Genomic DNA, 12,272 nt, shown 5'->3' with positions numbered 1-12,272 from the left:
CGCATCACCCCTAGGAGGACCAGTGAGCGACCGCATCCGCGTGGCGTTGATCTTCGGCGGCCAGTCATCGGAGCACGGCATCTCGTGCCTGACGGCCTCCGGCGTCCTCAAGGCCATCGACCGTAGTCGCTTCGACGTGGTGGGCGTGGGGATCAGCCGCAATGGCCGGTGGACGCAGGTCCCACTCGAGGTGATCGCCGGCTACCGGATCGTCGACGGCAAGGTCCCCGAGGTGGCGGACCCCGAGCACGACGCGGTGTGGATGGTGGGCGAGCACGGCTGCGAGGTGGCCACCCGTTCCGGCGAGAAGCTGGTCGACATCAACGGGGTGGACGTGGCGTTCGCGCTCCTGCACGGCCCCTTCGGCGAGGACGGCACCATCCAGGGCATGTTCGAGCTGATGGGCATCAAGTACGTCGGCAGCGGCGTCACTGCGTCGGCCGTCGGCATGGACAAGCACTTCATGAAGGTGGCCTTCGAGGCCGCAGGGCTCCCGGTGTGGCCCTACGTGGCCGCGTCGGGCCACCGCCTCCGGCACGACCGGGCCGCCGTCGTCCGGGAGATCAACGAGAACCTCACCTACCCGCTGTTCGTCAAGCCCGCCCGCGGCGGATCATCGCTGGGCATCTCGCGGGTCACCGGCCCGGACCAGCTCGACGCGGCCATCGACGAGGCCCAGCGCTTCGACCCGAAGATCGTGGTGGAGCAGGGCTTCACCGGGGCGCGGGAGCTCGAGGTCGCGGTGCTGGGAGACCCGGAGGACCCAGAGGGCTGCCGCGCCTCCGGCGTCGGTGAGATCAGGGTCCAGGCGGCCGACGGCTTCTACGACTTCGAGGCCAAGTACATCGACGAGAACGGCGCCGCGCTGGACGCCTCCGCGGACATCCCCCCGGAACTCACCGCACGCCTCCAGGCCCTGGCCAAGCGTGCCTACGCCGCCGTCGACGCCGAGGGCCTCGTCCGCGCGGACTTCTTCGTCACGGATCAGGGCGCGTGGATCAACGAGGTCAACACGATGCCCGGCTTCACGCAGATCTCCATGTATCCCACCCTGTGGCAGGAGACGGGCATGACCTATCCCGAGCTGGTGGGCCGCCTGATCGACCTGGCGCTGGCGCGCCCGGTGGGGCTGCGCTGACGTGGCGGGTGAGTTCGAGCTGATCGAACGGATCACCTCGGGGCTCGTCGTCGGCGACGACGTGGTGCTCTCGGTGGGCGACGACGCCGCGGTCCTGGACCTGGCCGGCCATGTGGTCGTCACCACCGACATGCTGATCGAGAACGTCCACTTCAAGCGCCAGTGGTCGCCCGCCCGCGCGGTGGGCCGCAAGGCGGTGGCGGTCAACGTCTCCGACGTGGAGGCGATGGGGGCACGGCCCAGCTCCGTGGTGGTGGCGCTGGCCTTTCCCAAGGACCTGGACCAGGACTGGGTGGCCGAGTTCGAGGAGGGCGCCAAGGAGGAGTGCGCCAAGGCGGGCGTGAGCCTGGTGGGCGGAGACCTGTCGTCGTCGGCGCACATCGCCATCTGCGTCACGGCCCTCGGAGACCTCGGTGGCAGGCCTGCCGTGACCAGGGCCGGTGCCCGGGTCGGAGACGTGGTGGCGGTCTGCGGGCGCCTCGGCTGGGCGGGTGCAGGGCTCGCGGTGCTGCAGCGCGGCTTCGGCTCACCCAAGGAGCTGGTCGCGGAGCAGCTGACCCCCACCGTGCCGTACGGGCAGGGGATCGCGGCCGCCCTGGCGGGGGCCACCGCGATGCTCGACGTCTCAGACGGACTCCTGGCGGATCTCGGCCACATCGCCGAGGCCAGCCACGTGCTCATCGACGTCGACACCTCCTCACTCGCCGTTCCCGAGGCGGTCCAGCGGGTGGCCGCGGCCACAGGCAAGCCCGGGCTGGGCTTCGTGATGGCCGGGGGAGAAGACCACGCACTCGCCGCGACATTCCCGCCCGGAGCCCCCCTCCCCGTCGGATGGCGCAGGGTCGGGGTGGTCCGTGAGGGCCGGGGCGTGCTCGTCGACGGCGCCCACTTCGACGGCAGCCTCGGCTGGGACCACTTCGCCTGACCCGCCGGATCCGCCGAACGGCCGGGGCAAATACGGGCCACGCGGCGGGCCTGGGCTAGGTTGGGACGCATGGCGTCCCGCGGCTCTTCCCCCACGCGGAGCGCCAGCACGAAGTCGAGCTCTTCGACCAGTGCTGCGCGTTCCAGCAAGACAACGGCAACCAAGAAGCCGGCCTCCCCGTCGAGGTCCGGCTCTTCGTCGCGCCGTCCCGCGCCCGCGAAGGCGGCGCCACCCCAGGGCCCCGGCGGCTTCAGCCGCGCCATGCGGGCCCTGGCCCGCGGCATCGGCGCCACGTTCCGCGGGCTCGCCGGGGGCGTCGGCTGGATCGCGCGCAGCTTCGGCGGTGCCGCCCAGGACGTGGACCCCAAGCTCCGCCGCGACGGCTGGGGCCTGTTCCTGCTGGCGCTCGGCATCGTGGTGGCGGCCCGGTTCTGGTTCCTCCTGCCCGGCCCGGTGGGCCAGGGCCTGGGGGACGGCATCTCGACGGTATTCGGTTCGCTCTCGGTGGTGGTCCCCGCGGTGCTGCTCTACGGCTCGTGGCGGGTGCTGCGCCATCCGCGTGATGTGGATGCCGCGCCGCGCACGGGACTCGGCTGGGTCCTCATCACCATCGGCGTCCTCGGGTTGGTGCACATCAACCGTGGGATGCCCCAGCCCAGCGACATGACCGCGCTGCGTGAGGCCGGGGGCATCGTCGGCCACGTGGCCTCCAGCCTGCTGGTGGAACTGCTGACCGTCTGGGTCACGGTGCCGATCCTGGTGCTGGTCACCCTCTTCGGCGTGCTGGTGGTGATCGGGCGCCCGCTGCATGAGCTCGCTGCCGGGGCGAAGGGCCTTGTCAGTGCCCTCGTCGAGACCGACGGCGACGCGGACGAGTCGCGCCCCAAGCTGAAGCTGGGCGTCGACGTGCCCTACGACACGCCGCTGGTGGCCGATCCCGCCGACGAACCCTCCGAGGAGGCCGTCTACGACATCGACGACGAGGGCTATCTCCTCCCCGCCGAACCCGAGGTCAGGCCCGCTCCCGGCCGGCCCAAGACCGAGGCGCACCGCGAGCTCGATCCGCCGCCGCACACGCCCCCGCCCGCCAAGGCCGAGCAGTTGCAGCTCGGCGGAGACATGGTCTACACGCTCCCCGACGACCGGACGCTGGCCACCGGCTCCAAGCCGAAGTCGCGCACGGAGGCCTCGGACAAGGTGGTCCGCCAGCTCGGGGACGTGCTGCGCGAGTTCGAGATCGACGCGCGCGTCACCGGCTACACCCGCGGCCCCACCGTCACCCGCTACGAGGTGGAGCTCGGCTCGGCCATCAAGGTGAGCAAGGTCACGGGCCTGGCGGACAACATCGCCTACGCGGTGGGATCCAACGAGATCCGGATCCTCACCCCCATCCCCGGCAAGTCCGCCATCGGCATCGAGATCCCCAACCTGGACAAGGAGGTGGTCTCGCTCGGCGACGTGCTGCGCTCCCCGAAGGCGAAGAACGACCACCACCCGCTCACCGTGGCGCTCGGCAAGGACGTCGAGGGTGGCTTCGTGGTGGCCAACATGGCCAAGATGCCGCACCTCCTGGTGGCCGGCGCCACCGGCTCCGGCAAGTCCAGCTTCATCAACTCGCTGATCACCTCCATCATGATGCGCGCCACCCCGGACGAGGTTCGCCTCCTCCTGGTGGACCCGAAGCGGGTGGAGCTCAACCACTACGAGGGCATCCCGCACCTGGTCACCCCCATCATCACCAACCCGAAGAAGGCCGCCGAGGCCCTCGCCTGGGCCGTGCGCGAGATGGACCTGCGCTACGACGACCTCGCGGCCTTCGGGTTCCGGCACGTCGACGACTTCAACAAGGCCGTGCGCGCCGGGCAGGTCAAGCTGCCCGAGGGCTCGGAGCGCGTCCTGGCGCCGTACCCCTACCTGCTGATCGTGGTCGACGAGCTCGCCGACCTCATGATGGTGGCGCCGCGCGATGTGGAGGAGTCCGTGGTGCGCATCACGCAGCTCGCCCGCGCCGCAGGCATCCACCTCGTGCTCGCCACGCAGCGCCCCTCCACGGACGTCGTCACCGGCCTGATCAAGGCCAACGTGCCCTCCCGGCTGGCCTTCGCCACGTCGTCGATGACCGATTCGCGCGTCATCCTGGACCAGCCCGGGGCCGAGAAGCTCGTCGGCAAGGGCGACGGGCTCTTCCTGCCGATGGGGGCGGGCAAGCCCGTCCGCGTCCAGGGCGCGTGGGTCAACGAGTCCGAGATCCGGGATGTGGTGTCCTTCGTCTCCACGCAGCTTCAGCCCAACTACCGCGACGACGTGACGGTCGCGGGCGGGGGCGAGAAGAAGGTGGTCGACGACATCGGCGACGACATGGACCTCGTCCTGGACGCCTGCCGCCTCGTCGTGGAGCTCCAGCTGGGGTCCACCTCGATGCTGCAGCGCAAGCTGCGGGTGGGGTTCGCCAAGGCCGGACGGCTGATGGACATCCTCGAGAGCAGGGGAGTGGTGGGCCCGTCCGAGGGCTCCAAGGCCCGCGACGTGCTGGTCAAGCCCGATGACCTCGACGACGTGCTGGCCAACCTCGCGGCCGGGTAGCGGATAATGGCCCGGTGAAGACAGCCACCCACTCCGTCCACATCGCCTCCCTCGGCTGCGCCCGCAACGACGTCGACTCCGAGGAGCTGGCCGCGCGCCTCGAGGTGGGTGGGTTCCTTCTCGTCGACGACCCGGGCGCCGCGGAGACGGTGGTGGTCAACACGTGCGGCTTCGTCGAGCAGGCCAAGCAGGACTCCATCAACACCCTCCTGGAGGCCGCGGAGCTGAAGGACGCCGGAACGGTGCGCGCCGTCGTCGCTGTCGGGTGCATGGCCGAGCGGTACGGCGTCCAGCTCGCCGACGAGCTGCCGGAGGCCGACGCCGTCCTCGGGTTCGACGACTACGCCGACATCGCCGACCGGCTCCGAGGCATCCTCGACGGCGAGCACCACACCTCGCACGTCCCCCGCGACCGCCGCCTGCTGCTCCCGCTGACGCCGTCGGCCCGTCCCGCCGCGGCTGGAGGTGTCGCGGTGCCGGGGCACTCCCCGCTGCCCGACGGTGTGGCCCCGGCCTCGGGGCCCCGCACGCTGCGCCGCCGCCTCGCCGGGGGGCCGTCCGCGTCCCTGAAGATCGCCTCCGGGTGCGACCGTCGATGCGCGTTCTGCGCCATCCCCGCCTTCCGCGGCAGCTACCTGTCGCGCCCCGTCGACGAGATCGAGGCGGAGGCACGCTGGCTCGTCGAGCAGGGCGTCAAGGAGGTCTTCCTCGTCTCGGAGAACACCTCCTCCTACGGCAAGGACCTCGGGACGGAGCACCGGCTGGAGACGCTACTGTCGCGGCTGAGCCGGGTGGACGGGCTGGACTGGATCCGGGTGTCGTACCTGCAGCCGGCGGAGATCCGCCCCGGGATGCTGGACGCCATGCTCACCACGGAGAAGGTGGTGCCCTACTTCGATCTCAGCTTCCAGCACGCCTCACGCTCCGTCCTCCGCGCCATGCGCCGTTTCGGCGATGCGGACAGCTTCCTGGACCTCATCGGCAGGATCCGGGCGCATGCCCCCGCGGCCGGCATCCGCAGCAACGTCATCGCGGGGTTCCCGGGGGAGACCGAGGCGGACCTCGAGATCCTGAGAGGGTTCATCGTCGAGGCGAACCTCGACGTCATGGGCGTCTTCGGCTACTCCGACGAGGAGGGCACCGAGGGCGTCGGGCTGCCAGGGCACCTCCCCGAGGACGAGATCGAGGCGCGGCGCGCCCACCTGGCCGATCTGGCCCTCGAAGTCTGCGAGGCGCGCGCCGCGGACCGGGTTGGTGAGGATATCGTCGTCCTTGTGGAGAGCATCGACGATGAGATCGTCGGGCGCGCGATGCACCAGGGCCCTGAGACCGACGGTGTGGTCACGCTCGATCGCGAGGCTTCGGTCGGCGATCTGGTGGCCGCGCACGTGGTGGATTCGGCCGGAATCGATCTGATCGCGGAGGCGACATGAGCCAACCCAAGCGGGCCGTCGGGAAACCGAGCAACCTGAACGTCCCCAACGTGCTGACGGTGATCCGCATCCTGCTGGTGCCCGTCTACGTGGTGCTCATGTTCATCGCCCCGGATGATCTCGGCTGGCGCCTCGCCGCCACCGCCGTGTTCGTGGTCGCCATGTTGACGGATCTGGCCGACGGCTACATTGCGCGCCGATACAACCTCGTCACGGACTTCGGCAAGCTCTGGGACCCGGTCGCGGACAAGGCGCTGACCGGCGCCGCCTTCGTCTCGTTGTCCATCCTGGACTCCTTTCCCGGCCAGGTGGGCCTGCCGTGGTTCTTCACCATCATCATCCTGGTGCGCGAGTGGGGCATCACCTGGGTGCGCGCCGCCATCGCCAAGTACGGGATCATGGCCGCGAACAAGGGTGGCAAGGCCAAGACGCTCACCCAGACCCTTGCGCTGATCGTCTTCAGCGTCGGGCTGCAGTTCCTTCCGAGCGCCGTCCAGTTCATCGCCTGGGCGCTCATGTGGGCCGCGCTGATCCTCACGGTCGTCACAGGCGCGGACTACCTCCGCCACGCCTGGAACATCCGCAAGCAGGGCAGGGCGGGCCAGGTAGGCTGACCGGACGGACGCGACGAGGGGGCCTGGTGACCACGGCAGAAGATGTGATCAAGAAGATGACCCACCGGTCCGTGACGCTCGCCACCTGCGAGTCGCTCACCGGCGGCGGCATCGGTGCGGCCCTCACCTCGGTGCCCGGCGCCTCGGTCGTCTACCGCGGCGGCCTCATCACCTACGCCAGAGACCTCAAGGCCCGCCTGGCCGGGGTGGATCCGGAGCTGATCGACTCGGAGGGGGTCGTCAACGAGCTCACCGCCCTCCAGATGGCGGTGGGCGCCAAAGCACGCTGCGATGCGGACTGGGCCATCGCCACCACGGGCGTGGCCGGTCCCACGGAGACAGACGGCGCCAAGGTGGGCACCGTGTGGTTCGCCGTCGTCGGCCCCAGGGTGGGGATGTCGCCGGCTCCCCAGTACACGGAGCTCAGGGTGTTCGACGGAGACCGTGAGGCCGTGCGTGCCGCCGCGGTCGAGCACGCCTTCGAGATGCTGCTGCGCGTTCTGTAGATCCAAACAATCGGGAACAAACCGGCAGCTGCCGTGGTTTCACCCTCCGAGGACGGGCAGTGAGCCCTCCAGTTGGGTAGGTAGCCGTGAAGACGATTCTGATTCGTAAGGTGATGGGTGAGACGCTCCGGGAAAAGCGGATGTCCACCGGCATGACCCTGCGTGAAGTGTCGCTGGCGAGCATGGTCTCGCTCGGCTACCTTTCGGAGATCGAGCGGGGCCACAAGGAGGCCTCCAGCGAGGTGCTCTTCGCCATCGCGACCGCTCTGGACCTGTCGCTGTCGGATCTGATGATCGCCATCAGCGGCAAGTTGGCCGCCCTCGAGGCGCAGCGGATGCGTCGCGTGCCGGTGGCCGCCTGAGCAGAGGGCCCGCTCAGTGGCTGGGTGGTCCCTCCACCACGTAGACCTCGACGCCCGCGTCGCGGATGCCTTGCAGCTCGTCTTCGGGCGCTCCCGCATCCGTGACGAGGGCGTGGATCTCTGTGATGTCGGCCATCTTGGCCAGGGTCACGTGACCCACCTTCGTCGAGTCCACCACCACCACCACCCGCTCGGCGCGCTCGATCATCGCGTAGTTGGTGCGCGCCTCGATCTCGTCGTGTGTGGTCAGCCCACCTGAGGCGCTGACCCCGTCGACCCCCACCACGGCTGTGCCCACGTTGACCAGCTTCATGGTGGATTCAGCCAGGGAGCCGACCAGCTCCAGTGAGCTCGGACGGAGGACGCCGCCGGCGATCAGGATCCGGGCCTGGCCCTGCTCGGCGGCCTCGAGGCCGATGCTGATCGAGTTGGTGATGATCGTCAGATCGCTGCGGTGGTGCAGTGCGCGCAGCACCTCCGCCGTCGTCGTGCCCCCGGTGAGGCCGATGGCGTGCCGCCCCGGAGGGAGGAGCCCGACGACGGTGCGGGCGATGCGGCGCTTGGCGTCCTGATTGCGCCCATCCCGCAGCCGCACCGGCAGTTCCCTGCCCTTGACCGCCCGCGCGCCGCCGTGCGTGCGCTCCAGCAGTCCCTGTGCGGCGAGGAGGGCCACGTCGCGGCGGATGGTGGCGGCCGACGCGCCGAGTGTCGAGGCCAGGTCCGACAGAGCCAGCGGCCCGTTCTCGTTGAGCATCGCCAGCAGCGCCACCATGCGGTCTGAGCGCTTGTGGGAGGTCAGTCCAGGCGCATTCATCCGAGCGGGCTCCTTCGCACCGGTTGAGCGTTGTGCTCAACTTTCTGAGCGAGTCTACATCCCTCGCTCATCGCTCTCGCGTGAGTCGAACGCGGGTTGCGTGGGCGGCTACGGTGGCGGTGTGCGTGAGGTGGAGTTGTGGCTGCGAATGGGCACCGTGCTGCCCTCCGGGTACGCCGCCGTGTGGGCGGATCAGGTGGTGCTCGCGGAACTCGGGGGCCGCACGGTCCGGGAGGCGCTCGAGGCGGGGCTGCCCTGCAAGCGCATCTGGCGGGCCGTATGGCTGCACCTCGAACTGGATGACACGCAGCGTTGAGCGTGTCGCGCGGCATTCGAACGAGTGTTCGCCTAGGCTGGGTTCCACAACAGTTCTCCACAGGCGGTGGCTCGGCTGAAAAAGTGTCCGAGCCGTTTCCTAGAGTGACAACACCACACAGCAGCTGGCCGTTCGCGGTCCAGTCCTCGAGAGGATTCATCCCATGGCCATAGCGGACCGCAACAAGGCGCTAGAAGCAGCCCTCGCCCAGATCGAGAAGGCCCACGGAAAGGGATCCGTGATGCGCCTGGGGGAGGACAACCGTCAGCCCATCGACATCATCCCCACCGGTTCCGTGGCGCTGGACGTGGCGCTCGGCATCGGGGGTCTTCCGCGCGGCCGGGTGGTCGAGGTCTTCGGCCCGGAGTCCAGCGGAAAGACGACCGTGGCTTTGCATGCCATCGCCAACGCCCAGCGCGGCGGCGGCATCTGCGCGTTCATCGACGCGGAGCACGCGCTGGATCCCGACTACGCGCAGAAGCTCGGCGTCAACACCGATGAGCTGCTGGTCTCCCAGCCGGACAACGGCGAGCAGGCCCTGGAGATCGCGGACACGCTCGTGCGGTCCGGGGCGATCGCGCTCATCGTGATCGACTCGGTGGCCGCCCTCACCCCGCGCGCGGAGATCGAAGGCGAGATGGGAGACTCGCACGTCGGCCTCCAGGCTCGCCTCATGTCGCAGGCGCTGCGCAAGATGACGGGCGCCCTGAAGACCACCAACACCACCGCCATCTTCATCAACCAGCTGCGCGAGAAGATCGGCGTCATGTTCGGCAGCCCGGAGACCACCACCGGTGGTCGCGCCCTGAAGTTCTACTCCTCCGTGCGCCTGGACGTCCGCCGCATCGAGACCCTCAAGGACGGCACAGAGAGCGTGGGCAACCGCACCCGCGTCAAGGTGGTCAAGAACAAGGTGGCACCGCCCTTCAAGCAGGCCGAGTTCGACATCATCTACGGCGAGGGAATCTCCCGTGAGGGCAGCCTGATCGACATGGGCGTGGAAGCCGGCATCATCCGCAAGGCCGGAGCCTGGTTCACCTACGACGCGGATCAGCTGGGGCAGGGCAAGGAGAACGCCCGCAACTTCCTCAGGAACCACCCCGACGTGGCGGCCGAGATCGAGCGCCGCATCCGCCTCCACCTCGGGGTGGACAAGGAAGGGGTCCCTGAGGGGATCAACCCGGAGACAGGCGAAGTTGACTTCTGAGGTTCCCACGGAGCGGGCCACCCAGCTCGAGGTGGCCCGCAAGATCGCGCTGGACCAGCTGGCTGTGCGCCAGCGCTCCGAGAAGGAGTTGCGCAGCGCCATGGCGCGGCGCAACGTTCCTGAGGATGTGGCAGACGAGATACTCGAGCGCTTCACGGATGTCGGCCTGATCGACGACGCGTCGTTCGCTGCAGCGCTCACCGCGTCCAGGTCGGGGTTCGGTCTTCGAGGACGGATGCGGATCAGGCAGGAGCTGCAGACCAAGGGCATCGAGCGTCACGTCGCCGATGAGGCGTTGGCAGGGCTCAGCAGGGACGACGAGCGCCGTGCCGCACTCACGCTGGCCCGTCGCAGGCTGCGGTCGATGGCTGCGCTGGAGCCGGCGGTCGCGCGCCGCCGGCTCTACGGTGCACTCGCCCGTCGCGGGTTCGACGGGGGCGTGGTGGCCTCGGTCGTCGATGAGGTGATGGGGGAGTCCGAGGAGACCGGCGTCGCGGATGATGATTTTTGATCGTGCCAACTGTTGAGTTTTCCACAGGTCAGGAATAGGCTCGGGGGCAAGGTTCCAGGACCCCGCATAAACTCTCGCCTGCTTCGGCCGGTGAATCTGAAACGACACCACTCGGTGGCCTCGGCCACCGCATGACGCCCACCCTCGGAGTGCGCTGGCGCGCTCCGAACCTTTTCCCGACCCATGAGGTCGGGCGTGTCTGCCCGGAGATGTGCGGTGCCCGCGAACCATGTGGTTCTAGCGAAGGAGGCGCCGTGCGCGAGCTCGGTTGGATCGTTGCAGGCCTTCTCCTGGTTGGCGTCCTCGTCCTGATGTGGTTCCTGTGGCGATCAGCCGCGCGGTCACGGGCGGAGCGTGACTCCTGGGAGCGGCGTTCCCGGGACGACATGGCCTCGATGCGGGAGTCGGCCCAGGTGGCCGCCAACTCGCTGCGCGAAGACGCGGAGCGGATGCTGGCGAAGGCCCAGGACCGGGCCCGGGAAGCCATGGAGGACGTGGAGCGACGGCGTGCGGAGATGGAGATCTCGCTCGCCGCGCAGCGCGCCGAGCTGCGGGAGATCCGAGCCACCCAGGAGAGACGCGAGTCACGCCTTCACGAGCGCGAGGACCGGGTGGCTGCAGACGCAGAGGGCCTCGAGTCCCGCGCCCAACGGATGGAGGCGCAGCGTGCCCAGCTGCGCGAGCAGCGTGAGGCCCTGCGCGAGGAGCGGGAGCAGGCCAATGCTGAGTTGGAACGCGTGGCCGGCCTGACGGTGGCCGAGGCGAAGGCGGAGATCATCGTCGAGGCGGAGCGGCAGGCCAAGCTCACCGCCACATCGCTGGCCCGCGACATCGAGGCCACCGCAAAGCGGGAGGCGGATCGGCTGGCACGCTCGATCGTCATCACCGCCATCCAACGGGTGGCCTCCGAGCAGACCAGCGAGTCCGTGGTCTCGACGGTGGATCTCCCGAGCGACGACATGAAGGGCCGCATCATCGGGCGTGAGGGCCGCAACATCCGTGCCTTCGAGCAGATCACCGGCGTCAACGTCCTCATCGACGACACTCCCGAGTCGGTACTGCTGAGCAGCTTCGATCCGGTCCGGCGGGAGACGGCCAGGCTCACGCTGACGGACCTGGTGGCGGACGGCCGCATCCACCCCGCCCGCATCGAGGAGGTCTTCGAGCGCAGCCAGCGCCGCATCCACGAGCGGATCGAACGGGAGGCCGAGGATGCTCTCGCCGAGGTGGGCATCGTGGATCTGCATCCGGACCTCATCCCGATCCTCGGCTCGCTGGCCTACCGCACCTCCTACGGACAGAACGTGCTGCGCCACCTGGTCGAGTGCGCGCACCTCGCCGGGGTGATGGCGGCGGAGCTCGGGCTGGACGTGGCGGTGTGCAAGCGGGCCGCCTTCCTCCACGACATCGGCAAGGCGCTCACGCACGAGGTGGAGGGCCCCCACGCCCTCATCGGCGCGGAGCTGCTGCGCAAGCACGGCGAGCACGAGGACATCGTCCACGCCGTCGAGGCCCACCACAACGAGGTGGAGCCCCGTACCGTCGAGGCGGTGCTCACCCAGGCCGCGGACGCCATCTCAGGCTCGCGTCCCGGCGCCCGGCGCGAATCACTCGAGGCCTACGTCGAGCGGATGGAGAACCTCGAGGGCATCGCGATGGCGCACGAGGGGGTCGTGCGCGCGTACGCCATGCAGGCAGGCCGCGAGGTGCGGATCATGGTGGCCCCGGAGAGCGTCGACGACGCACAGGCGCACTCGCTGGCGCGTGACATCGCCGCGGAGGTGGAGCGGAACCTGAGCTATCCGGGGCAGATCAGGATCACCGTGGTGCGCGAATCGCGCGCCACGGAGACCGCCCACTGAC

General features: G+C 69.5%; 12 protein-coding genes. 11 read left to right on the top strand and 1 reads right to left on the bottom strand.

The genetic code is table 11. The features are described from left to right. The first annotated feature begins 22 nt into the window (after positions 1-22). From H5399_RS15630 to H5399_RS15600, 7 genes are all read left to right on the top strand, one after another. Positions 23-1,138 (top strand): D-alanine--D-alanine ligase family protein, encoded by a 1,116-nt coding sequence (locus H5399_RS15630; protein ID WP_182784281.1) that lies wholly within the window; start codon positions 23-25, stop codon positions 1,136-1,138. Position 1,139: 1 nt separating this feature from the next. Then, positions 1,140-2,063, top strand: a complete 924-nt coding sequence (locus H5399_RS15625; protein ID WP_182784279.1) for a thiamine-phosphate kinase — start codon at positions 1,140-1,142, stop codon at positions 2,061-2,063. Between the two features lie 69 nt (positions 2,064-2,132). Further along, positions 2,133-4,646: a DNA translocase FtsK gene (locus H5399_RS15620; protein ID WP_182784277.1), complete on the top strand. Its 2,514-nt coding sequence runs from the start codon at positions 2,133-2,135 to the stop codon at positions 4,644-4,646. 14 nt (positions 4,647-4,660) lie between these two features. Further along, positions 4,661-6,079 carry a 30S ribosomal protein S12 methylthiotransferase RimO gene (rimO, locus tag H5399_RS15615; RefSeq protein WP_182784275.1) on the top strand — a complete coding sequence of 473 codons (1,419 nt, stop codon included), beginning with the start codon at positions 4,661-4,663 and terminating at the stop codon, positions 6,077-6,079. After that, positions 6,076-6,693, top strand: a complete 618-nt coding sequence (pgsA, locus tag H5399_RS15610) for a CDP-diacylglycerol--glycerol-3-phosphate 3-phosphatidyltransferase (protein WP_182784273.1) — start codon at positions 6,076-6,078, stop codon at positions 6,691-6,693. Before rimO ends, pgsA begins: the two co-directional genes overlap by 4 nt. A 26-nt stretch (positions 6,694-6,719) precedes the next feature. Continuing rightward, entirely contained in the window at positions 6,720-7,199 is a 480-nt protein-coding gene (locus tag H5399_RS15605; protein ID WP_182784271.1) for a CinA family protein, read from the top strand. A gap of 86 nt (positions 7,200-7,285) precedes the next feature. Next, a complete protein-coding gene (locus tag H5399_RS15600; RefSeq protein ID WP_370585808.1) occupies positions 7,286-7,561 on the top strand; it encodes a helix-turn-helix domain-containing protein in 276 nt (91 codons plus the stop codon). A gap of 13 nt (positions 7,562-7,574) precedes the next feature. Here H5399_RS15600 and H5399_RS15595 read toward each other — a convergent pair whose 3' ends face one another. Beyond that, positions 7,575-8,333 carry a DeoR/GlpR family DNA-binding transcription regulator gene (locus tag H5399_RS15595; protein WP_182784384.1) on the bottom strand — a complete coding sequence of 253 codons (759 nt, stop codon included), beginning with the start codon at positions 8,331-8,333 and terminating at the stop codon, positions 7,575-7,577. A 163-nt stretch (positions 8,334-8,496) separates the two neighbouring features. Here H5399_RS15595 and H5399_RS18260 point away from each other — a divergent pair, with 163 nt between their 5' ends. From H5399_RS18260 to rny, 4 genes are all read left to right on the top strand, one after another. Then, positions 8,497-8,691: a DUF3046 domain-containing protein gene (locus H5399_RS18260; RefSeq protein WP_370585807.1), complete on the top strand. Its 195-nt coding sequence runs from the start codon at positions 8,497-8,499 to the stop codon at positions 8,689-8,691. 163 nt (positions 8,692-8,854) lie between these two features. Continuing rightward, complete coding sequence (gene recA, locus H5399_RS15585) at positions 8,855-9,898, top strand: recombinase RecA (RefSeq protein WP_182784266.1); 1,044 nt, start codon at positions 8,855-8,857, stop codon at positions 9,896-9,898. Then, positions 9,888-10,409 (top strand): regulatory protein RecX, encoded by a 522-nt coding sequence (locus H5399_RS15580; protein WP_182784264.1) that lies wholly within the window; start codon positions 9,888-9,890, stop codon positions 10,407-10,409. The genes recA and H5399_RS15580 overlap by 11 nt, the downstream gene beginning before the upstream one ends. A gap of 254 nt (positions 10,410-10,663) precedes the next feature. Beyond that, on the top strand, positions 10,664-12,271 hold the full coding sequence (gene rny / locus H5399_RS15575; protein ID WP_370585806.1) for a ribonuclease Y: 1,608 nt from the start codon (positions 10,664-10,666) through the stop codon (positions 12,269-12,271). The last annotated feature ends 1 nt before the right edge of the window (position 12,272 follow it).

Source organism: Tessaracoccus sp. MC1627 (genome assembly GCF_014164725.1).
GTDB lineage: Bacteria > Actinomycetota > Actinomycetes > Propionibacteriales > Propionibacteriaceae > Arachnia.
The sequence above is the reverse complement of the archived record's forward strand: the minus strand, read 5'-3'. Positions and strand labels throughout refer to the sequence as shown.

Coding starts and splice junctions, on each gene's coding strand:
- H5399_RS15620 (WP_182784277.1), top strand. CDS start 2,133: ATGGCGTCCCGCGGCTCTTCCCCCACGCGGAGCGCCAGCACGAAGTCG.
- recA (WP_182784266.1), top strand. CDS start 8,855: ATGGCCATAGCGGACCGCAACAAGGCGCTAGAAGCAGCCCTCGCCCAG.
- H5399_RS15595 (WP_182784384.1), bottom strand. CDS start 8,333: ATGGTGGCGCTGCTGGCGATGCTCAACGAGAACGGGCCGCTGGCTCTG.
- pgsA (WP_182784273.1), top strand. CDS start 6,076: ATGAGCCAACCCAAGCGGGCCGTCGGGAAACCGAGCAACCTGAACGTC.